Below are 19,976 nucleotides of genomic sequence, written 5' to 3'. Positions count from 1 at the left end.
TTGATGTCAAGCAAGCCGCTCTGCGGCCGGCAGGCGGCATGGGCGCAACGCCAAATCTCACGTTTGGCGGGCGATCACCGGGGAGATCTCCAAGCACCCCGGCGGGTTTTTGTGCTGGAATCAGATGCACCTCATACTGCAGCGCAACATGTCCTCCGAATCCAGTGTCAACACGCCTTCCGCGGGCACCGATTCCGGCCGCCTGCTGCGCCATGCCGGGGTGGTGGCGGCGGCCGTCGGCGCGGGTGGATTGCTGGGCTACGGCCTGGCGCACAGCCTGCAGCAGGCCACCGGCGCCGGGCCGGCCCTGCTGGGCGCCCTGGTGGGTGCCGCGGTGACGGCCGTGACCGTGCCGCTGGCCTTGTGGGCCCGGGTGCCCAGCCTGCCGGCCATGCCACGCCTGCCGCGCATGGCGCGCCAGGCGGTGGCGGCCAGCCCGGCCACCGAAAGCGCCAAGGTGCTGCCTTTGCACGCCGAGCCGCCCACCGGCGGTTCCGCTGCGCAGCGCCCGGTGCGCGATGCGCTCACCGGGGCCTACACGCAGCAGCACTTCGTGGCGGCGGCCGACCGTGAATGGTCGCGTCTGCGCCGGCTGAACGAGGACGCGGCGCTGCTGATGGTCGATGTTGACCACTTCAAGGCCATCAACGAGCAATACGGCCAGGCCTGCGGCGACGCGGTGCTGGTCGAGATCACCCGCCAGGTCACGGTCACGCTGCGCCAGTACGACCTGCTGGCGCGGTTTGGCGGTGGCGTGCTGGTGGTCTACCTGCCGCACACCGACCCCATCGGCGCGCTCGATGTGGCCGAGCGCATCCGCGAGCGGGTGCTGGCCTTCCGCCTGAGCTGGAACACCCGCACCGTGAAAGCCTCGGTGAGCGTGGGCGTGGCCGGCATCGGCGCCAACCATGCCTCGCTGGACGAGGTGATTGCCGAAGCCGGCAATGCGCTGCGCGAGGCCAAGAGCGCCGGCCGCAACTGCGTGCGTGCGGCGCCCATCCCGCCGCGGCGCGGTGCCGCCAACGGCCAGCCGCTGGGCGCGCAACGCCCGGCCAGCCCGGGCTGAGCGGCCACCGGGCTGCGGCCCGGCTTCAGCCCAGCTTCAGCGGCGCGCTGCGCCCGGTCATCTCCAGATAGCCCAGGCCCACGCGGCGCTGGCGCTGGTCCAGCAGCTCGGCCAGGCCTTCCCAGTAGATGGCGCCGGTGCTGCCGCGGCTGTCGAGCTCCTGCGCGTCGAGCAGTGCGCGCAGCTCGTGCGTGCCCAGCGGCGTGTGCACGCGCCAGCGCACCGGGTAGCGCGCACCGGTCTGCGGGCTGGTCCACTCCTGCAGCGGCTCGAAGCGCAGCTCTTGGGGCGCAAAGCTGCGCACCGGCCCGCCACCGGCCGCACGGTGGCTGCCGCCGGCCCACAGCGCGCGCTGCGCCGAGTCGCGCAGCTGAAAGGCCGTGAGCGCGCCGCCGTCGAGCAGGTTGATGCCGATCCAGTCCCAGCCGGTGGCGCCGGGGGCCAGCAGCTCGTCGCTCCACTCGTGGTCGAGCCAGCCGGTGCCGGGCAGTGCCAGGCGCTGGCCATCCAGCTGCAGCTCGGCCTGCACCGCCAGCTGCGGCTGGCTGTAGTAGTGGCTGGCCTGGCTGGGCAGCGGGCCCTTGCGCGAGAAGCCGGCGTCGCCCTGCAGCAGCAGCGGTTGGGTGCTGCGCAGCTGCAGCGCCAGCGTGAAGCCGGCCTCGGGCGCGGCCAGGCGCGCCAGGTAGTGGCTGCCACCGTCGGGCAGGGGCTGACGCTGCAGGCGCCAGGGGCCCAGCACCAGCGCGGTGTCGGCGCGCCGGGCATGGGCCTCGGGCAGCGCCTCGTCGCCCGACCAGCGGCTCAGGCGCTGGGCATGGCGGTGGCGGCCGGCGGCCAGATCGGTGATCGCCGCATGGGCAAACAGCCACTGCCGCGGCGCGAAGCGGCCCTGCAGCCCGGCCGATGCCGCGTCGGCCGCGGCCGGCCGGCTGCGAAAGAAGGTGAGCTGGAAACCCAGCCGCGGCGCGGCCGCCGGGCCCAGCCAGCCGGTGGCGTACCACCACTCGGTGCGCGCCCCGGGGTGGGCGCCGTGGTCGCGCGCAAAGCGCAGCGGGCGGCCGGGCTGGATGCGGTCGTCATCGGGGCCGTCGGGTCCGGCCGTGGCCGGCCTCGGGGCCACGGCCCCCAGGCCACCCAGGCCCGCCCAGGCGCCCAGGCCCAGCCAGCGCCGCCGCGATGGGTGCATCACCAGTCCTCCTTGACGGCCAGCACTGCATCGCGGCCGGCGGCGCGGCGTGCGGCCAGCAAGGCGGTCAGGCCGCCGGCGGCCAGCACCGCGGTGGCCAGCGCGGCCAGGCGTGCGGCGGGCACCTGCAGCGGCATGGTCCAGTGAAAGCTCTGCGGGTTGACCACGTGCACCAGCACCGCGGCCATGGCCAGGCCCAGCACCAGACCCACCACCACGCCGGCCAGCAGCCAGGCGCCGGTTTCAGCAGCCACCAGGGCCAGCATCTGGCGCCGGGTGAGCCCCAGGTGGGTGAGCAGGCCGAACTCCTTGCGCCGCGCCAGCACTTGCGCCGACAGGCTGGCCGCCACGCCGATCAGGCCCACGCCGATGGCCGCGGCCTGCAGGTACACGGTGACCGCGAAGCTGCGGTCGAAGATGGCCAGCGACACGCGCCGCAGCTCCTGCGTGCCGATCATCTCCAATGGCAGCTCGGGCCCGGCGGCGGCCTGCAGTGCGGCCTGCACCGTGGCCGGTGCGGTGCCAGGGGCCAGCCACAGTGCCAGATCGCCGATGGCGCGGTCGCCGCTCAGGCGCTGGTAGTCGGCCAGGTCGATGGCAATGGCGCCGAACTGGCGCGCGTAGTCGCGCCAGATGCCCCGCACCTGCACTGTGGCCGGCCCGGCGGCCAGCGGCAGCACGATGCGCTGGCCCGGCTGCCAGCCGTGTAGCGCGGCCGCCGGCTCGCTGACCCACACCGCCAGCGCGCCGGGCGCGGCCGGCACGCTCTGGCCCACCAGCGGCAGGGCGCGTGCCGGGTCGTCGCCCAGCGGGCGCGCCACCAGCGCCACCGCAGGCTGGGCGGGCGAGATCAGCAGCGGCACCTGGCGGCCGGCCTGCACGCGCAGCACGCCCGGCACGCGCGCCGCGGCGGCCACCAGGGCGGGCGGCAGCACCGCGCGTTCGCCACCGGCCTGGGCGCGCAGGTACAGATCGGCCGGCAGCACGCTGTCGAGCCAATCGGTCACCGCGTCGCGAAAGCTGGCCACCATCACCGTGATGGCCACCGACAGCGCCAGGCTGGCCACCACGCCGGCCACGGTGGCGCCGGCCGTCTGGCGCGCAAAGTGCGCGCGGCGCCAGGCCAGCAAGGGCACCGCGCCCTGGCCGGTCAGCCAGCGCGGCGGCCGGGCCAGCAATTGCTGCACCACCCACGGCACGGCCACCACGCCGCCGGCCAGCAGCGCCGCCACCGCGGCGTAGGCGGCCAGCGGCAGGCCGCCGACCGGTGGCGCCAGCGCCAGTGCGCCGCCCAGGCCTAGCAGCAGCAGCGCCGGCGCGGCGCGCGCCGGGCGCGGCGCGCCGGCCCCCAGGCCCTTGAGCGCCACGGCCGGCGCCAACGCCTCGGCCTGGCGTGCCGGCCACCAGGCCCCGGCCAGGGCCGCGGCGATGCCCAGCGTGAAGCAGGCGCACAGCTCGGGCACCGGCCAGGCCAGGGCCGGCGTGACGCCTGGAAAGTAGCCACCGCCCAGATCGCCGCCCAGCAGGCGCAGCGCCAGCGCCGCCAGGCCGATGCCGGCGGCCAGGCCCAGCAGGCTGCCGGCCAGGCCGATGGCGGCGCTTTCGGCCAGCACCAGCGCGCGCCGGTCGCGCGCGGCCAGGCCCAGCACGCCCAGCAGCGCAAACTGCGGTGTGCGCTGGGCCACCGACAAGGACACCACCGAATACACCAGAAAGCCGCCCACCAGCAGCGCCACCAGCGCCAGCACGCCCAGGTTCACGCGGTAGGCGCGCGAGAGGTTCGAGACACGTTGCACCGCGTCGTCGGCCTGGGCCCAGGTGACACCGGCCGGCAAGGCCTGCGCCGCCGCCACGGCCTGCTGCCAGGGCCCGGGCGCCACGCCGGCCACCAGGCGCACATCGATGCGGCTGAGCCGGCCGGCACGGCCGAAGCGCGATTGCGCGGCGGCGATGTCCAGCACCGCCAGCGCCGCGCCGCCGGCCGTCACCCGCCCGGCAAAGCGAAAGGGCTGCCAGCCCTGGGCCGTGGCCAGCCACAGCGTGGCGCCCGGGGACACGCCCAGCGCCTGCGCGGCGGCGGGGTTGAGGTACAGCGCATCGGCGGCGGGGGTCAGGGCGCGCGCCTGGGCGGGTTCGTCGGCGTTGTCGTTGCCGGGGGCCTCGCCCGGCGCTGCGGCACGGGCGCTTTTCGACCCGTCGGCGCTGGTTTCGGCCGGTCGGGGCAGCAGCGCCGGCGCGATGCTGACCGCCTTCACCGGATCAAGCCCCAGCAGCCTGAGCGTGATCGGCGCGGCATCGGGCGTGCGCCGCGTCGCGGCATCGAGTTCGAGCACCGGGCTGGCCAGGGCCACCGATTCGTCGAGCGCCAGGCGGGCGTAGAGCGCGTCGTCAAAGCCCTCGCGAGTGCGCGCGGCCAGCACCGCATCGGGCTGACCGTTGGCGGCGCGCACCGCCTGCGAGAACTCGGCCAGCGCCGAGGCGTTGATCAGCTGCACCGAACTGGCCAGCGCCACGCCCAGCGCCACCGCCAGCAGCGCCACGGCATGGCGCCAGGGGTGGTGGCGCCACTCGGCGCGGATCAGGGCAAACAGGTGGCGCCACATCGCCCGTGCATGTTACGGGCGGCGCCGGGTGCCCCAGCGGGCCGCCAACCCGCCCGGCGGGTGGTGCCGCGTACTCGCGGCGCCGGGTGCCCCGGCATCTTTCAGGCCGGAACGCGGTAGTTCGCCGGGCCCATCAGGTCGATGCCGCAGGGCAAGTCGCGCACCCAGGCGATGAACTCGCCCACGGCGGCGCCGGCCAGCGGGGCGCCATGCTGCGGCACGATCATCTCGATGGGCAGGGTGGACACCATGTCGGCCCACAGCCGCAACACCTTGTTGCTGACCATGTAGCGCTGGTGAAAGCGCTCCATCGAGGGGTAGACCTTGGCCAGGCTGGTGACCGGCTGGCCGGCCAGCTTGCCGGGCAGCATCGACACGCCCAGGTCGCCCGAGAACAGAATCTTCGACACCGGGTCCCAGAACTGGAAGTTGCCCTCGGCGTGCAGAAAATGCGCCGGCAGCGCCAGCAGATCGCTGCGGCCGATGCGGATGCGCATGCCCGGGTCGGGGATGCCGATGATGCGGTCGAGCGTCTTGCCGGGCTTGCAGAAGTGGGGCACGAAGCGCTCCCACACGGTGGAGATGTAGATCGGCGCCTGGGTGGCGGTGGTCCAGCGGTCGAGCGAGGCGATGATGTCGGGGTCGGCGTGCGAGGCGATGATGGCCGACAGGGCCTGCGGCTGAAAGTGCCGCGTCATGCCCAGGTACAGGTCGTTGTAGGCCAGGTTGCCACCCGGGTCGATGATGGCGCCGGTGTCGCCGTCGATCACCAGAAACTGGTTGGCCTGCACCGCCTCACCGCCGCGGTCGCACAGGTCGGTGAACATCAGGCACTGGTGCCCGTCGTGGTCGTAGAGCGTGGTCGGCATGGGCCGGCGAGTATGCACTTGTGCACACCTTTTGCGCCCCGGTTCGGGGGCCCGGCAGGGCCTGGATGGCCTGGGCTTGATGCAGCGCAATCAGCGCGTCTGCGCGGCCTCGGGCACGCCGCTGCGGGTGGCCGCGATCAGGCGCCCTGCGACCGGGCCTGCACGGTTGCCGCGGGCCCGCGCGGGGCGCCCAGCGCCCGCACCAGCACATGGCCCACCAGGCCCAGGCCGAGCAGGCTGACCGTGCCCACGCCCCACAGCAGCCACAGCAGCGGCGCCAGCCAGTCGCTCAGCAGCGCCGGCCAGGCCGCGGCGGCGATGTCGAGCCAGGGGCCGATGCCCGACAGCCAGTCGGTGAGCCAGCTCTTGAGCGCGGTGATCGCGGCCATCGGCAGCCAGTCGGCCAGCCAGGCCGGGAACTGCCAGCGCTCGAGCGCCTGCAGCCAGTCGCTGGGCCGGCCGCTGGCGCTGCCCAGCAGGCGGGCCACCGCCTGCAGTGCCAGGCACAGGGCCGACCAGCAGGCGATGGCCAGGGTGGTGAGGGTCCAGTTCAGGGCAATCCACATGGTAGAACGGGCCGGCGGGGCCGACCGCCAAAAGGGGTCTCGAGGCCGCCGGGGGCAGACGCCACAGCGTCGGATCCTGGCGGTTGGGGCGATGGCCGGTCGATGCCGGCGCTGGCAGCAGCCCGCTTGGAGCGTCTGGCGCGCCACAGGTTCACACCGGGCGCCACAACGGCCATCAAGACGGCCGTTGCGCCGCCCGTCACGCCGTGCGCGGCGCCAGGCCCTGTGGCGCCTGGCCGGTCAGCGCCGCGCCCACAGCAGCATGGCCACGCCGCCCAGTATCACCCCCGCCGCGGCCCATTCGGCGCCGCTGACCTGCTCGCCGGCCAGGCCCACGCCCAGCAGCAGCGCAATGATCGGGTTGACGAAGGCATAGCTGGTGGCCAGGCCGGTGGGCACGCGCGCCAGCAGCAGCATGTAGGCATTGAAGGCCAGCAGCGAGCCGGCCACCACCAGGTACAGCCAGGCGCCCCAGGCCGCCGCCGACACCTGGCCCAGTTGCACCTGCTCGCCCACGCCCAGCGAGATCAGCATCAGCACCAGGCCGCCGCACAGCATCTCGCTGGCAAAGCCGGCGGCGCCGGGGGCCAGCGGCAGCTTGCGCTGGCTGAGCACGCTGCCCAGCACCCAGCCGGCGCAGGCGATGGTCTGGGCGGCCAGGCCGGCCGGCGAGGCCGCAAAGCCCGCCCCCTGCACCAGCAGCAGCACACCGGCCAGGCCCAGGCCGATGCCGGCCCATTCGGCCGCGCGCGGCCGCACACCGAAACCGAGGTTGAGCAGCGCCGCCATCAGCGGCGACACCGCGATGTAGGCCACCACCAGGCCCGAGGCCACGCTTTGCTCGGCCACCGCCGTGCCGCCCATGCCGGCGCCCAGCATCAGCGTGCCCACGATGGCGGCATGCGCCCACTCGCGCCGCGTGGGCCAGGGCGTGCCGCGCCAGCGCACCCAGGCCATCAGCAGCGCGCCGGCCACCAGAAAGCGGCTGCCCATCTGCCAGAACGGCGGCAGGCCGGTGAGCGCCACCTTGATGGCCAGGTAGGTCGAGCCCCAGACCAGCCAGGTGGCCGCCAGGCAGGCCAGCACCAGTGGCGTGAACAAGGGCGTGGGGCGGGGCAGGGCAGCGCTCGACATGCAGCAATGTTAAGAAGGCCGGGTGGTGATTTCCATCAGCAACTGATGGTCATGGGCCGCATTGGCCATGAAAATCAAGATTGTTTTGATTGCCGGCCTTGAACATGCCAGAAGCCCACAGCTTTGACACCTACGACCGCCGCATCCTGGCCGAACTGCAGACCGACGCGCGCCTGTCGATGGCCGAGCTGGGCCGCCGGGTTCACCTGTCGCAGCCGGCGGTCACCGAGCGGGTGCGCAAGCTCGAGTCGGCCGGCGTGATCAGCGGCTACCGGGCGCAGATCAACCTGGCGGCGCTGGGCTACGGCATTCGCGCCGTGGTGCGTGTGGGCCGCAGCGACTACGCCGCCATGCTGCGCCTGCTGCAGGCCACGCCCGAGGTGGTGCACGCCTACAACGTGACCGGCGAGCACAGCTGGGTGCTGGAGATTGCGGTGGTTGACGTGCCGCACCTCGACGCCGTGGTCTCGCGCTTTTGCGCGCTGAGCGACACCGCCACCGCGATCATCCTCAAGGCGCCGCTGGCCGCCCGGCCTATGATGCCCGCATCCCCTGCCGTGGAGCCTGACGATGTTGGTGGTGCCCACCTGTGACCTGTGCGATGCCCACAAGGGCGATACCAGCGGTGCCTTTCGCGTGCTGCCGCCGGTGTTTGCGGCCTATGGCGGGCGCAGCGCCTTTGCCGGCCCGGTGCGCACGGTGAAGTGTTTCGAGGACAACAGCTCGGTCAAGGCCCTGCTCGAAGGCCCCGGCCACGGCGCCGTGCTGGTGGTGGACGGCGGCGGCTCGCTGCGCCGGGCCCTGGTGGGCGGCAACATCGCCGCGGCTGCCGCGCGCAACGGCTGGGCCGGCGTGGTGGTGGACGGTTGCGTGCGCGACGTGGCCGAGCTGGCGGCCACGGATCTGGGCATCCGCGCGCTGGCGCTGATGCCCCTGCCCACCGAGCGCCGGCAGGCCGGCCAGGTGGATGTGCCGGTTCTTGTGCAGGGCGTTGCGGTGCGCCCCGGCGACTGGCTGGTGGCCGACGCCGACGGCATCGTGCTGCTCGACCGGGCGCCGGCCTGAACTTCCACCCGCGGCGCGGCTCCGACAGCGCATGAAGCCCGCCACCGATCCGTTTCCCGCCAGTTCCGACGCGCTGGCCCGCGTGGCGCGTCGCTGCCGCCAGCGCGTGCGCCAGCGGGCCTTGATGGCGGCCGGCGTGGCCATGGTGCCGCTGCCGGGCATCGACTGGGTCACCGATGTGGGCGTGCTGGTCAAGCTGCTGCCCGAGATCAGCGCCGCCTTCGGCCTCAGCCGCGAGCAGGTGGAGCGCCTGTCGCCGCAGCGCAAGCTGGTGGTCTACAAGGCCTTGTCCAGCGCCGGCGGCCTGGTGCTGGGCAAGGTGGTGACGCGCGAGGTGGTGCTGCTGCTGCTCAAGACCGTGGGCGTGCGCCTGACCACCCAGCAGGCGGCCAAGGTGGTGCCGGTGGCCGGGCAGCTGGTCTCGGCCGCGCTCACCTACTCGGCGCTGAACTATGTGTGCGAGCAGCACATCCGCCAGTGCGAGGCGGTGTCGCGGCAGCTGATGCTGCCGGCGCCGGAGGTGATCCAGCTCTGAGCCCCGCACGGGCAGGCCGGGTGGCCGCAGCCCGGCCGGCTAGAATGCGCAGCTTCGGGGTGTAGCGCAGTCTGGTAGCGCATCTGCTTTGGGAGCAGAGGGTCGTAGGTTCGAATCCTATCGCCCCGACCAAGTCATCATCGAACACGGGCCGCGTCAGCTGACGCGGCCCGTTTCGTTTGGGGCCTGGCGGCCGCGTGGTGCCTGCCGCTGCGCATGGATCGCGTGCGGCCCGGCACCGGCATCACCAGCGCGCGCGCAGGCGCCGCCAGAAGCCCGGTGCGCCGGCGGTATCTGCGGGCAGGGCCAGTTCGGGGTGGCAGGCGCGGGCCAGGTGGGCGAAATCCTTGTCGGCGCGTAGGATGTGCTCGGTGAGCCAGTTCTTCAGGTAGCTCAGCAGGTCGAAACCCAGCGCATGGCCCTGCATCACCGCGGTTTTTTCGCGTGACACCCGCTCGATGAACTCGGCGTGCTCGGCGGTGTGCGCGTCGATGTGCGGATAGCAGGTCACGCGCATGAAGGTCTCTTCGGCCGAAAAATGCGACAGCGCATAACGCTCCAGCGCCGTCAGCGTGGCCAGCACCTCGGTGCGGGCGCTGCGGCGCACCAGGTGGTGCCACAGGTCGTTGGTCAGGTCGAACAACAGGCGATGCTGGGCATCGAGTTCGTCCAGACCGAGCGCATGCTCATCGGTCCAGACCACCATGGCGTGGCGTGGGGCGCGCAAACTGGTCGTCACGGCGTTGCAACTCCTCGGGCGCTGTGGCGCACGACCGCCGACCCGTGATCGCCGGCCGCAAGGGCCGCGCTGCCAGACATTGGCGCCTGCGTTCCTTGCCGGCTCGATTGTCGGCATCCGGGCGCCGTGCGACCGTGTTGCCGCGGCGCCTGGTCTGGCCGCTGCGGCAATCCGTTAAATCGTCCGTTGTTTGGCGGATGCGGGCGCGCTGGGCGGGCGGGTCAACACGCGGCCAGGCGGCCCGGCCCGGCCCGGTGCAGGCGATCAAGTGCAGGCGATCAAGTGCCGGCGATCAAGTGCCGGCGATCAGTCGCAGGCCGGCAGGCGCAGCGTGAACACCACCTGCCCAGCCTCGTGGCTGTAGCCCAGCGTGGCGCCATGCTCGGTGGCGATGCGCGCGGCGATGAACAGGCCCAGGCCCAGGCCGTCGCGGTTGCGCGAGCTGCCGGCCGGCCCGCGGCGCAGCGGCTGGAACAGCGTGGCGGCGGTGGCGGCGTCGATGGGCTCGCCGTGGTTGCACACGCTGAGCTGCCATTGCCCGGGCTGCGGTTGCAGCGTCAGCCGCACCGGCGTGCCCGGCTGGCCATGGTGCCGGGCATTGGCCAGCAGATTGCCCAGCAGCTGGGCCAGGCGGCTGGCATCGCCCGTCACCAGGGCCGCCGCCGCCGGGCCGGGCGCCGGCAAGGCGCCGGTCGGGCCGGATGGGTTGGATGGCTTGGATGGGTTGGATGGGTTGGATGGGTTGGATGGGTTGGATGGGGCGGGGGTGGCGATTGTCTCGGCGCCGGGCAGTTGCAGCACCACCGGCACCTCGGGATGGCCCAGGCGCGACTCTTCCACCAGGTCGTCCAGCAGGCTGCGCAGGTCCACCGGTTCGAAGCTGCTGGCCAGCTGCAGGCCGGCCTCGGCGCGGCTGAAGTCGAGCACCTGCGAGATCAGGCGCTGCATGCGGCGGCTGGAAGCCTCGAGCCGGTGGGCCAGGCGCGGCACCTGGTCGTCCTGCTTGAGCAGGCCGGCCACCATGTGGATGGCCTGCAGCGGGTCGCGCAGGTCGTGGCCCAGCATGGCCAGCAGGTTCAGGCGCGCCACCTCGGTCTCGGCCTGCTGCGACAGGCTGGCGCGCTGCAGTTCGGTGAGCAGCTCGCGCGCGGTCTGCAGGCTGGTGGCGTCCCACGGCAGGCTGCGGCCGCGCACGGTTTGGCGCCACTCGTCGAACGAGCCGCGCGGCGTCAGCCGCGGCCCGCGCGGGCCGATCGTCACCGGCTTGTCGGGCACGCCGCCCCAGCGCACGGTGTGCACCTGCTCGCGGCGCAGCAGCAGCACGCGCGAGCGGGTATGGGCGTCGGCGGTGAGCAGCAGCAGGCCGGCCCAGCCCGGCAGCAGGGGCTGCAGCGCGGGCGGCCAGTCGGCGCGGTCGTCGAGCGCGAGCAGGCCGTTGTCGCGGGCGGGCAGGGCGTTCAGCGCGGCCTCGGCCAGTGCCGCCGGCAGTGTGCCCACCACGCGCAGGCGCCGGCCCTGGGCCAGCACCGCGGCGTCGGCCCCGAACACCTGCAGCAGATCGGGCGAATGGGCGGCCAGCGCGGCCACCAGGTCGTCGCTGTGGTTGGCCTCGAGCCCCAGCGCCGAAACCAGGGCCGCACCCTGCGACTGGCGCCGGGCCAGCTCGCGCGACTGAAAGGTCTGCACCGCCGACGACACCACCTGCGCCAGCACGTCGCAGGACATGCGCACCGAGTAGGGCACCTGGCGCGGTGTCATGTGGTGGCAGGCCAGCATGCCCCACAGCGCGCCCTGCACGACGATGGACACGCTCATCGACGCGCCCACGCCCATGTTCTGCAGGTACTCCACATGGATCGGCGACACGCTGCGCAGCACGGCGTGGGTGAGGTCGAGCGGCGCGTCGCCGGGCCGGCCCAGCAGCGGCACCGGCTGGTAGCCCACGTCACTGATCAGGCGCAGGCTGTTCAGGATGTACAGACGCCGCGCCTGCGCCGGGATGTCGCTGGCCGGATAGCGCCGCCCCAGGTAGGGCTGCAGGCCCGGCGCCAGGGCCTCGGCCACCACGTCGCCGCTCTGGTCGTGGCGGAAGCGGTAGCTCATCACGCGGTCGAAGCCGGTGAGCTGGCGCACCGCGTCGGCCGCGCGCTGCAGCAGTGCGTCGAGGCTGGGCGCCTTCTTCAGGCGCTCGATCGCGCGGTGGGCCATCAGCGCAAACGCGGCCACGTCGTCGTCGGCGCTCGCGCGCTGTTCAAACTCGAGCAGGGTGCGGCCCTCGTGGCGGTGCACCACCAGGTCGTGAACCCGGCCCTGCAACTGCACGGCGGCGGCGCTGGCCAGGCCGTCCTGCTGCAGCGCCTCGTCCATCAGCGTGCGGCAGGTCTGCAGCACGGCCGCGGGCAGGCCCAGCGCCGGCAGGGCCAGGCCGGCCTGGCAGCGGCAGCCCAGGCGCTCGGCGGCATTGGCACTCCAGGCCACCAGGTGCTCGCCGGCCAGCGCCAGCAGTGCGCCATGCGGCTGGATGGCGCCGGGCACATGGATCGGCTCGTCGGCGCAGTTGTCCAGGGTGACCGGCGGCGCGCTCACCGGCTGCCGCCCCACGGGCCTGCCGCGCCGGTAGACAGGCCGGGCCCGGCCTGCACCGTGGCCTGCTGGTCCTGCGCGGCCTGCAGCAGGGCCCAGAACGTGGCATCGGCCGCGCGCACCGCACGCGCCTGCGCGGCGGGCGTGGCGGCGAGCGCCGGGCCGGCGGTGGCCATCAGCTCGCCAAAGGCCTGCCAGCGTGCGCCGGTGAGCGTGCCGTGGCCGCTGAAGTAGCGGCAGGCGCGGCCCTGCAGCGCCGGCGCCTGGCGGCCCAGGCTGCGCACGATCACCTGGCCGCCGAGGGCCGAACCTTCCACCACGTACAGCGAGGCCAGGGCCTCGAGCGCGTCGACCAGGCCCAGCTCATAACGTGCATCGCCCGTGTGCGCGTCGGGCCAGTCCAGGCCCAGCGCGGCCAGGTCATCGGCCAGCCAGCGCTGGCGCGGCGCGTCGTCGAGCCAGCCGCGCCAGGCCGCGGGCAGGGCCGCGCGCACCTGCGGCTGCCAGTGGCCGTGAAACAGCGCCAGCGCCTGCAGCACCCGGCCGTAGCGGGCCACGGCGTGCGGATCGGTGCCCAGGCGGTCCAGCGCCAGCGCGGCCTCGATGCGTGCATGGCTGTGGCGCGTGCCCTGGCGCAGCGCGGCGTGCAGCGAGGGCGGCGCGGCTGGCGCCAGCGTGGCGGCGGCGTGGGCCTCGGCCTTGGCCGGGTGGCGAGGGCAGGCCGCGCTCACGCGCACCGGCCCGTCCGGGCGGTCTGGCCGACAGCCGCGACTGCATCGGCTGCAGCGCCTGCAGCGCGGCGCCTCGGGTTCATCGGCCATGCCGAGCGCAAAACCGTCATCGCAGCTCCCTCACGATTGGTTTGTGATCTGCCGCCGGCGGGCTCGCGCGGCTGGCCAGGCCATGCTGCCGGCCGCGGCCGGCCGGGGCGATCAGCCCGGGCGCTGGCGCGCTGTAGGACAAGGCCGCGTGCGCTGGCCAGCGCAGCGGGCACCTGCGGCAGGCAAGGGGATGGCCAGCGCGGCCAGGCTGGCGGAATGGATTTAATAGACGATCGGTCTAAATTCTGTGCACAATCGGCCGGCAGCACACCCGAGCCATGCCACAGCAGCCCCTCAAACCGACCCCTGCCGCCGAACCGGGCCTGCCCCGGCGGCGCGGTCGCCCGCCCCGCAACCCGGGCACCCCGGGCGGGCTGGACACCCGTGCGCAGCTGCTGCGCAGCGGCGTGGCGGTGCTGACCGAGAAGGGCTACTCGGCAGTGGGCATCGACGAGCTGCTGCGCGCGGCGCAGGTGCCCAAGGGGTCGTTCTATTACTACTTCAGCAGCAAGGAAGCCTTTGGCCAGGCGCTGATCGAGGCTTATGCCGCGTACTTTGCGCGCAAGCTTGACCGCTGCCTGCTCGATACGCGCGTCTCGCCGCTGGCCCGGCTGCGCCTGTTTGTCGACGATGCCAAGGCCGGCATGGCGCGCCACGGCTTTCGCCGCGGCTGCCTGGTGGGCAACCTGGGCCAGGAGATGGGCACGCTGCCCGAATCGTTTCGCGCCCAGCTTGAGCAGGTGTTCGTCGACTGGCAGCAGCGCACCGCCTGCCTGGCCGAGGCCCAGGCAGGCGGCGACATCGGGCCGCAGCACGATGCACCGGCACTGGCCCGCTTCTTCTGGATCGGCTGGGAAGGCGCCGTGCTGCGCGCCAAGCTGCAGCAGGCCGCCGACCCGCTGGACGACTACGCCGCCGGATTTTTTGCGCTGCTTGCCGCGCCGCGCTGAGCCGGCGGCCAACCGGGCCCAAGCCACCGTCAGGCACCCACTCACCCACCCACCCACTCACGCACAGGGAGAACCGCATGTTCCAAGGCCTGCTCATTGATCGCCACGAGGGCCAGCAGACGGCCGCCGTGACAGCGCTGGACGATGCCGCGCTGCCCGAAGGCGAGGTGACCGTGCGCGTCGCCTGGTCGACGCTGAACTACAAGGATGCGCTGGCCATCACCGGCCGCTCGCCGGTGGTGCGGCGCTTTCCGATGGTGCCGGGCATCGACTTTGCCGGCACGGTGGAAAGCTCGGCCGACCCTCGCTACGCAGTGGGCGACCGCGTGGTGCTCAACGGCTGGGGCGTGGGCGAGGTGCACTGGGGCGGCCTGGCCGAACGCGCCCGCGTGCCGGGGCGCTGGCTGATCCCGCTGCAGGCACCGTTCACGCTGCGCCAGGCCATGGGCATCGGCACGGCCGGCTACACCGCCGCCCTGTGCGTGCTGGCGCTCGAGCGCCACGGGCTCACGCCGGCGCAGGGCCCGGTGCTGGTGACCGGCGCCGCCGGCGGCGTGGGCAGCGTGGCCGTGGCCCTGCTGGCCCGGCGCGGTTACGAGGTGGCGGCGGTGACCGGGCGTGTGCAGGAGGCCGACTTTCTCACCCGGCTGGGGGCGCGCCAGATCATCGACCGCGCCGAGTTCGCCCAGCCCGGCAAGCCGCTCGAGAAAGAGCGCTGGGCCGGTGCGGTGGACGTGGCGGGCGGCCAGGTGCTGGCCAACGTCTGCGCGGCCATGCGCTACCGCGGCACCGTGGCGGCCTGCGGCCTGGCTGCGGGCATGGCCTGGCCGGCCAGCGTGGCGCCCTTCATCCTGCGCGGCGTCACGCTGGCCGGGGTTGACAGCGTGATGGTGCCCACCGCCGACCGCCTGCTGGCCTGGCAGCGCCTGGCCGACGACCTCGACCCCGCGCTGCTGGAAAGCCTGCTGCGCGAGATCTCGCTCGAGCAGGCCATCACCGTGGCGCCCGAACTGCTGGCCGGCCAGGTGCGCGGCCGCGTCGTGGTGCGCATCGGTGGTGAGCACTGAATTCGCGTTGCCATCGTTTTACCCACCGCTTCAGGAGATGCCATGAGCCATCCGCCCAGCAGCCAGGCGCCCGCAACCCAGGCCCTGCCGATCAGCCGTTTTCCAGTGCCCGAACTGAAGGATCTGCCCGAGGACATCCGCGCCCGCATCCTGGCGGTGCAGGAGAAGTCGGGCTTTGTGCCCAACGTGTTTCTGGTGCTGGCGCACCGGCCCGATGAGTTTCGCGCGTTCTTCGCGTACCACGATGCGCTGATGGACAAGAAGGGCGCGCTCAGCAAGGCCGAGCGCGAGATGATCGTGGTGGCCACCAGCAATGCCAACCAGTGCCAGTACTGCGTGGTGGCGCATGGCGCGATCCTGCGCATCCGCGCCAAGAACCCGCTGCTGGCCGACCAGGTGGCGGTCAACTACCGCAAGGCCGACATCACGCCGCGGCAAAAGGCCATGCTCGACTTCGCAATGAAGGTCTCGACCCAGGCCCATGCGGTGGGCGACGCCGATTTCGACAGCTTGCGCGGCCATGGCTTCGACATGGACGATGTGTGGGACATCGCCGGCATCGCGGCGTTTTTCGGCCTGTCGAACCGCATGGCCAACGTGACCAGCATGCGGCCCAACGACGAGTTCTACACCCTGGGCCGCTGAGCCCGGCCGGGGCCGGCAGCGCCCGCGGCGGCGTGTCGGCAAACGCTGACGCGGCAACGGCGGCCTGCCCGATGGGCGGCGTGGCGGGCGAGGGCTGCAATGGGCGGCGGGCTGCAGTGGCGGCCCGCCACACCCTTCAGGAGACCCGCCCATGCCCTCAGCCCGACCCGGCCAGCGCGCCGTTCCCAGCCCCGTCTCACGCACCGGTGCCGGTGGCGAGCTGCACCAGCAGGTGGCCGAGGGCGTGCCGGCGCTCACCAGCAACCAGGGCGTGGTGGTGGCCGACAACCAAAACTCGCTGCGCGGCGGCCAGCGCGGGCCCACGCTGCTGGAAGACTTTCTGCTGCGCGAGAAGATCACCCACTTCGACCACGAGCGCATCCCCGAGCGCGTGGTGCACGCGCGGGGCTCGGCCGCACACGGCTACTTCGAGTGCACGCACGACTGCTCGGCCTTCACGCGCGCCGCGTTTCTTGCCAAGCGCGGCAAGAAGACGCCGGTGTTCACCCGCTTCTCCACCGTGGCCGGCGGCGCCGGTTCGGCCGACACGCCGCGCGACGTGCGCGGCTTTGCCGTCAAGTTCTACACCGACGAGGGCAACTTCGACCTGGTGGGCAACAACGTGCCGGTGTTCTTCATCCAGGACGCGATCAAGTTTCCCGACCTGATCCACGCGGTGAAGATGGAGCCCGACCGCGGCTTTCCGCAGGCCGCCTCGGCGCACGACACCTTCTGGGACTTCATCTCGCTCACGCCCGAGAGCCTGCACATGGTGATGTGGGCCATGAGCGACCGCACGCTGCCGCGCTCGCTGCGCATGATCGACGGCTTTGGCGTGCACACCTTCCGGCTGGTCAATGCGGCCGGCGAGTGGCAGTTCGTCAAGTTCCACTGGCGCAGCACGCTGGGCGTGCAGAGCACCACCTGGGACGAGGCGGTGCAGCTGGCCGGCGCCGACAGCGACTACCACCGTCGCGACCTGTGGCAGGCCATCGACCGCGGCGACTTTCCGAGCTGGACCCTGGGCCTGCAGGTCTTCGACCAGGCCACCGCCGACAGCCTGCCCTTCGATGTGCTCGACCCCACCAAGCTGATCCCCGAGGAGCTGGTGCCGATCCAGACCGTGGGCCGCATGGTGCTCGACCGCAATCCGGCCAACTTCTTTGCCGAGACCGAGCAGGTGGCCTTCTGCCCCAGCCACCTGGTGCCGGGCATCGACTTCAGCAACGACCCGCTGCTGCAGGGCCGGCTGTTCTCGTACCTCGACACCCAGCTCAGCCGCCTGGGCGGGCCCAACTTCCACCAGCGGCCGATCAACCAGCCGCGCTGCCCCTTCCACAACCTGCAGCGCGACGGCCAGCACCAGATGCAGGTGCCCGGCGGCCGCGTGGCCTACGAGCCCAATTCGCTGGCGCCCGAGGGCCCGCGTGAATCGCCGCGCAGCGGCTTCAACAGCCTGGCGCTGGCCGAGGAGGGCCCGAAGGCGCGCCTGCGGCCCGAGTCGTTTGCCGACCATTACTCGCAGGCGCGGCTGTTCTACCGCTCGCTCACGCCGCCCGAGCAGGGCCACATCGCGGCCGCGCTGGCCTTCGAGCAGGGCAAGGTCGACACCGCGGCCGTGCGCGAGCGCGTGCTGGGCCACCTGGCCGTGATCGATGCCGGCCTGCTGGCCGATGTCTGCCAGCGCCTGGGCGTGGCCGCGGCCGATGTGGTGCCGGCACGCCCGGCCATGCCGCCGCAAGACCTGCCGCCCGCGCCGTCGCTCAGCCAGCTGGCCAGCCGGCAGGGCGAGCTGGCCGGGCGCGAGGTGGCGGTGTTGGTGGCCGATGGTGTGGACGCCGCGGTGCTCAACCGCCTGCGCCTGGGCGTGCAGCGCGCGGGCGCCAAGCTCACGGTGGTGGCACCGCTGCTGGCCGGCGTGCACGCGGCCGATGGCAGCCCGGTGGCGGCCGACCACGCGCTGGCTGGCGCGCCGTCATGCCTGTTCGATGCGGTAGCCGTGCTGGGCGGCGAGCCCGGCATCGCCGCACTGTGCGGCAAGCCGGCCGCGGCCGACTGGGTGCGCGCCGCCTGGCGCCACCTGAAGGCCATCGGCCACGACGACGGCGGCCATGCATTGCTGCAGGCCGCCGGCGTGGGCAGTGACGGGGCGGTGGTGGCCTTGTCGGGCAAGGCCTCGGTGGAGCAGTTCGTGGCGGCCGCCGCGGCCGGCAAGCACCTGGCGCGCGAGGGCGCGCCGGGCACCGATGCCTGAGCCGGCGAGGGCCGGGCGCGTCAGAGCGCGGCGTGGTTCAGCTTGAACACGCTCACCACCTGCACCAGCGCGCCGGCCTGACTGCGCAGGCTGGCCGCCGCGGCGGCGCTTTCTTCCACCAGCGAGGCGTTCTGCTGGGTGGCCTGGTCCATCTGGTTGACCGCCAGGCCCACCTGGGCCACGCCGGTGCTCTGCTCGGACGAGGCCGCGCTGATCTCGCCCATGATGTCGGTGACGCGGCGGATCGCGCCCACCACCTCGTCCATGGTCTGGCCGGCGCGGTCGACCAGGGCCGTGCCTTGCTCGACCCGCTCGACGCTGGCGCCGATCAGGCTCTTGATCTCCTTGGCCGCCTCGGCGCTGCGCTGGGCCAGGTTGCGCACCTCGCCAGCCACCACCGCGAAGCCGCGGCCCTGCTCGCCGGCGCGGGCGGCTTCCACCGCCGCGTTCAGCGCCAGGATGTTGGTCTGGAAGGCAATGCCGTCGATGGTGCCGATGATGTCGGCGATCTGGCGCGAGCTGTCGCTGATGCCCTTCATGGTCTCGACCACCTGGCCCACCACCGCGCCGCCCTGCACGGCCACGTCCGAGGCCTGCTGGGCCAGCTGGTTGGCGCGCAGCGCGTTGTCGGCGTTCTGGCGCACGGTGGTGCCCAGCTCCTCCATCGTGGCGGCGGTCTGCTCCAGCGCACTGGCCTGCTGCTCGGTGCGCTGGCTCAGGTCGGTATTGCCCTGGGCGATCTGCGCGCTGGCGGTGGCCACGCTCTCGGAGTTGTTGCGCACCTCGGCCACGATGCGCGACAGATTGCCCTGCATGGTGGACAGCGAATGCAGCATCTCGGCGGTCTCGTCGCGGCCGCTCACCTCGAACGTCAGGCTCAGGTCGCCGCGGGCCACGCGATCGGCGGCGGCGCGGGCCTGGTTCATCGGCTGCGTCACCGAGCGGGTGATCATCCAGCCCATGGCCGCCGCGGCGGCCACGCAGGCCAGCGCCACGCCGATCAGCAGCGCACGTGCCGTGCCGTAGGCCGAGACCGAGCTCGCGTACTGCTTGGCGTTGTTGTTCTCCTGCAGCTTGAGGTTCTCGTCGATCGCGGCCTGCCAGGCGGCGGTGGCCGGACCGGCCTGCTTGAGCAGCAGCGCCAGCAGCTCGGCGTCCTTGCCGCCGGCAATGGCCAGCTCGAGCACCCGGGTGTTCAGCGGCCGCGCCGTGTTGGCGGCTTCGTGGATGCGGGCGCGATTGGCCTTGCCGGTCTCGCTGGCCGGAAAGCGGTTCAGCTCGTCCCAGGCCTTGTCGTAGGCGGCACGCGCCTGCAGCACCTTCTGCCGCTCGTCGAGCTTGGCCTGCGGCTCGTCAAGCAGGGCGATCGTGCGCGTGACCCGCGAGACGATGTGCACCGACTCCGACATCTCGTTGCTGAGCCGCAGCTTGACATTGTTGTCGAGCACCACGTCCTCCAGGTTCGACTGGATGGCACGCAGCTCGACCAGCGCCAGCACGGCAATCACCAGGGACAGGCCCACCAGCAGGGCAAACGCGGCACCCAGGCGGGTACCGATCTTCAAATTGGACAGGAACTGCATCTCGATCAACCCCGACAACAGCCAAGATCCGCGGCCAGCCACAGCGGCAGCCCGAACTCGGCGGACAACAAAGTTGCAACTATCGCCAGCACCGGCCGCGCGGTGGTGGCGATAAGCGGCGCGTTCGGCCCGCATTTCGCCGCCATGGGCCGGGCCGGCCTGTCGGACGATGCCCACAGGCCGGCGCGCTGCGGGCCCACGACGCTGCCCGCCGGCGTCGCACGCGCGCCGCCAGGCCAGGCCCGCAGCATCCAGGGCATGGAGGGGCGGTGGCGTCAAAGCCCCGACCCTCCGCCCGATCAAGCCCTGT

At 72.9% G+C, this 19,976-nt stretch carries 18 protein-coding genes and 1 tRNA gene; 9 read left to right on the top strand and 10 right to left on the bottom strand.

What is annotated here, in order from left to right; translation table 11 throughout:
* The first annotated feature begins 148 nt into the window (after nt 1–148).
* Entirely contained in the window at nt 149–1,066 is a 918-nt protein-coding gene (locus N4G63_RS07905) for a GGDEF domain-containing protein (RefSeq protein WP_260787794.1), read from the top strand.
* Between the two features lie 25 nt (nt 1,067–1,091).
* Here N4G63_RS07905 and N4G63_RS07900 read toward each other — a convergent pair whose 3' ends face one another.
* The 5 genes from N4G63_RS07900 to N4G63_RS07880 all read right to left on the bottom strand — a co-directional run bounded on the left by N4G63_RS07900 (nt 1,092) and on the right by N4G63_RS07880 (nt 7,424).
* Nucleotides 1,092–2,252 carry a lipocalin-like domain-containing protein gene (locus tag N4G63_RS07900; RefSeq protein ID WP_314599551.1) on the bottom strand — a complete coding sequence of 387 codons (1,161 nt, stop codon included), beginning with the start codon at nt 2,250–2,252 and terminating at the stop codon, nt 1,092–1,094.
* Nucleotides 2,252–4,855: an ABC transporter permease gene (locus N4G63_RS07895; protein WP_314599550.1), complete on the bottom strand. Its 2,604-nt coding sequence runs from the start codon at nt 4,853–4,855 to the stop codon at nt 2,252–2,254. Before N4G63_RS07895 ends, N4G63_RS07900 begins: the two co-directional genes overlap by 1 nt.
* Before the next feature lie 101 nt (nt 4,856–4,956).
* Nucleotides 4,957–5,724: an oxygen-binding di-iron domain-containing protein gene (locus N4G63_RS07890; RefSeq protein WP_314599549.1), complete on the bottom strand. Its 768-nt coding sequence runs from the start codon at nt 5,722–5,724 to the stop codon at nt 4,957–4,959.
* A 137-nt stretch (nt 5,725–5,861) separates the two neighbouring features.
* A complete protein-coding gene (locus N4G63_RS07885) occupies nt 5,862–6,290 on the bottom strand; it encodes a hypothetical protein (protein ID WP_314599548.1) in 429 nt (142 codons plus the stop codon).
* 240 nt (nt 6,291–6,530) lie between these two features.
* Complete coding sequence (locus tag N4G63_RS07880; protein ID WP_260787790.1) at nt 6,531–7,424, bottom strand: EamA family transporter; 894 nt, start codon at nt 7,422–7,424, stop codon at nt 6,531–6,533.
* A gap of 104 nt (nt 7,425–7,528) precedes the next feature.
* On the opposite strand from N4G63_RS07880, the gene N4G63_RS07875 reads away from it, so the two are divergent.
* From N4G63_RS07875 to N4G63_RS07860, 4 genes are all read left to right on the top strand, one after another.
* Entirely contained in the window at nt 7,529–8,017 is a 489-nt protein-coding gene (locus tag N4G63_RS07875) for an Lrp/AsnC family transcriptional regulator (protein WP_260787789.1), read from the top strand.
* Complete coding sequence (gene rraA / locus N4G63_RS07870; RefSeq protein ID WP_260787788.1) at nt 7,995–8,489, top strand: ribonuclease E activity regulator RraA; 495 nt, start codon at nt 7,995–7,997, stop codon at nt 8,487–8,489. The genes N4G63_RS07875 and rraA overlap by 23 nt, the downstream gene beginning before the upstream one ends.
* A 31-nt stretch (nt 8,490–8,520) precedes the next feature.
* Entirely contained in the window at nt 8,521–9,024 is a 504-nt protein-coding gene (locus N4G63_RS07865) for a hypothetical protein (protein WP_260787787.1), read from the top strand.
* Between the two features lie 55 nt (nt 9,025–9,079).
* Nucleotides 9,080–9,156 (top strand) — tRNA-Pro (locus tag N4G63_RS07860).
* 112 nt (nt 9,157–9,268) lie between these two features.
* On the opposite strand, the gene N4G63_RS07855 is transcribed toward N4G63_RS07860, so the two are convergent.
* The 3 genes from N4G63_RS07855 to N4G63_RS07845 all read right to left on the bottom strand — a co-directional run bounded on the left by N4G63_RS07855 (nt 9,269) and on the right by N4G63_RS07845 (nt 13,077).
* The gene (locus tag N4G63_RS07855; protein WP_260787786.1) at nt 9,269–9,763 is read right to left on the bottom strand and encodes a bacteriohemerythrin; all 495 of its coding nucleotides are present in this window, start codon (nt 9,761–9,763) and stop codon (nt 9,269–9,271) included.
* Nucleotides 9,764–10,069: 306 nt separating this feature from the next.
* Entirely contained in the window at nt 10,070–12,349 is a 2,280-nt protein-coding gene (locus tag N4G63_RS07850; protein WP_314599547.1) for an ATP-binding protein, read from the bottom strand.
* The gene (locus tag N4G63_RS07845; RefSeq protein ID WP_314599546.1) at nt 12,346–13,077 is read right to left on the bottom strand and encodes a biliverdin-producing heme oxygenase; all 732 of its coding nucleotides are present in this window, start codon (nt 13,075–13,077) and stop codon (nt 12,346–12,348) included. The genes N4G63_RS07850 and N4G63_RS07845 overlap by 4 nt, the downstream gene beginning before the upstream one ends.
* 368 nt (nt 13,078–13,445) lie before the next feature.
* Between N4G63_RS07845 and acuR the strand changes: the two genes are divergently transcribed.
* The 4 genes from acuR (at nt 13,446) to N4G63_RS07825 (ending at nt 18,083) form a co-directional block, all read left to right on the top strand.
* Nucleotides 13,446–14,117, top strand: coding sequence for an acrylate utilization transcriptional regulator AcuR (gene acuR / locus N4G63_RS07840; protein WP_314599545.1), 672 nt, complete (start codon nt 13,446–13,448; stop codon nt 14,115–14,117).
* Between the two features lie 77 nt (nt 14,118–14,194).
* Nucleotides 14,195–15,184: an acrylyl-CoA reductase (NADPH) gene (gene acuI / locus N4G63_RS07835; protein ID WP_260787782.1), complete on the top strand. Its 990-nt coding sequence runs from the start codon at nt 14,195–14,197 to the stop codon at nt 15,182–15,184.
* Nucleotides 15,185–15,226: 42 nt separating this feature from the next.
* The gene (locus N4G63_RS07830) at nt 15,227–15,829 is read left to right on the top strand and encodes a peroxidase-related enzyme (protein WP_260787781.1); all 603 of its coding nucleotides are present in this window, start codon (nt 15,227–15,229) and stop codon (nt 15,827–15,829) included.
* 151 nt (nt 15,830–15,980) lie between these two features.
* A complete protein-coding gene (locus N4G63_RS07825; protein WP_314599544.1) occupies nt 15,981–18,083 on the top strand; it encodes a catalase in 2,103 nt (700 codons plus the stop codon).
* 20 nt (nt 18,084–18,103) lie between these two features.
* On the opposite strand, the gene N4G63_RS07820 is transcribed toward N4G63_RS07825, so the two are convergent.
* Entirely contained in the window at nt 18,104–19,684 is a 1,581-nt protein-coding gene (locus N4G63_RS07820; RefSeq protein WP_314599543.1) for a methyl-accepting chemotaxis protein, read from the bottom strand.
* Nucleotides 19,672–19,926, bottom strand: a complete 255-nt coding sequence (locus N4G63_RS07815) for a hypothetical protein (protein WP_260787780.1) — start codon at nt 19,924–19,926, stop codon at nt 19,672–19,674. Before N4G63_RS07815 ends, N4G63_RS07820 begins: the two co-directional genes overlap by 13 nt.
* Nucleotides 19,927–19,976: the final 50 nt, after the last annotated feature.

The sequence above is a fragment of the Aquabacterium sp. OR-4 genome (assembly GCF_025290835.2).
In the GTDB taxonomy this organism is placed as follows: domain Bacteria; phylum Pseudomonadota; class Gammaproteobacteria; order Burkholderiales; family Burkholderiaceae_C; genus Pseudaquabacterium.
Note: the sequence above shows the minus strand (reverse complement) of the source record. Positions and strands in the feature narration are given on the sequence as shown.

What these genes read in the sequence shown, in the direction of transcription:
- N4G63_RS07905 (WP_260787794.1), top strand. Translation starts at nt 149, where the DNA reads ATGTCCTCCGAATCCAGTGTCAACACGCCTTCCGCGGGCACCGATTCC.
- N4G63_RS07900 (WP_314599551.1), bottom strand. Translation starts at nt 2,252, where the DNA reads ATGCACCCATCGCGGCGGCGCTGGCTGGGCCTGGGCGCCTGGGCGGGC.
- N4G63_RS07895 (WP_314599550.1), bottom strand. Translation starts at nt 4,855, where the DNA reads ATGTGGCGCCACCTGTTTGCCCTGATCCGCGCCGAGTGGCGCCACCAC.
- N4G63_RS07890 (WP_314599549.1), bottom strand. Translation starts at nt 5,724, where the DNA reads ATGCCGACCACGCTCTACGACCACGACGGGCACCAGTGCCTGATGTTC.
- N4G63_RS07885 (WP_314599548.1), bottom strand. Translation starts at nt 6,290, where the DNA reads ATGTGGATTGCCCTGAACTGGACCCTCACCACCCTGGCCATCGCCTGC.
- N4G63_RS07880 (WP_260787790.1), bottom strand. Translation starts at nt 7,424, where the DNA reads ATGTCGAGCGCTGCCCTGCCCCGCCCCACGCCCTTGTTCACGCCACTG.
- N4G63_RS07875 (WP_260787789.1), top strand. Translation starts at nt 7,529, where the DNA reads ATGCCAGAAGCCCACAGCTTTGACACCTACGACCGCCGCATCCTGGCC.
- rraA (WP_260787788.1), top strand. Translation starts at nt 7,995, where the DNA reads ATGTTGGTGGTGCCCACCTGTGACCTGTGCGATGCCCACAAGGGCGAT.
- N4G63_RS07865 (WP_260787787.1), top strand. Translation starts at nt 8,521, where the DNA reads ATGAAGCCCGCCACCGATCCGTTTCCCGCCAGTTCCGACGCGCTGGCC.
- acuR (WP_314599545.1), top strand. Translation starts at nt 13,446, where the DNA reads ATGCCACAGCAGCCCCTCAAACCGACCCCTGCCGCCGAACCGGGCCTG.
- acuI (WP_260787782.1), top strand. Translation starts at nt 14,195, where the DNA reads ATGTTCCAAGGCCTGCTCATTGATCGCCACGAGGGCCAGCAGACGGCC.
- N4G63_RS07830 (WP_260787781.1), top strand. Translation starts at nt 15,227, where the DNA reads ATGAGCCATCCGCCCAGCAGCCAGGCGCCCGCAACCCAGGCCCTGCCG.
- N4G63_RS07825 (WP_314599544.1), top strand. Translation starts at nt 15,981, where the DNA reads ATGCCCTCAGCCCGACCCGGCCAGCGCGCCGTTCCCAGCCCCGTCTCA.
- N4G63_RS07815 (WP_260787780.1), bottom strand. Translation starts at nt 19,926, where the DNA reads ATGCCCTGGATGCTGCGGGCCTGGCCTGGCGGCGCGCGTGCGACGCCG.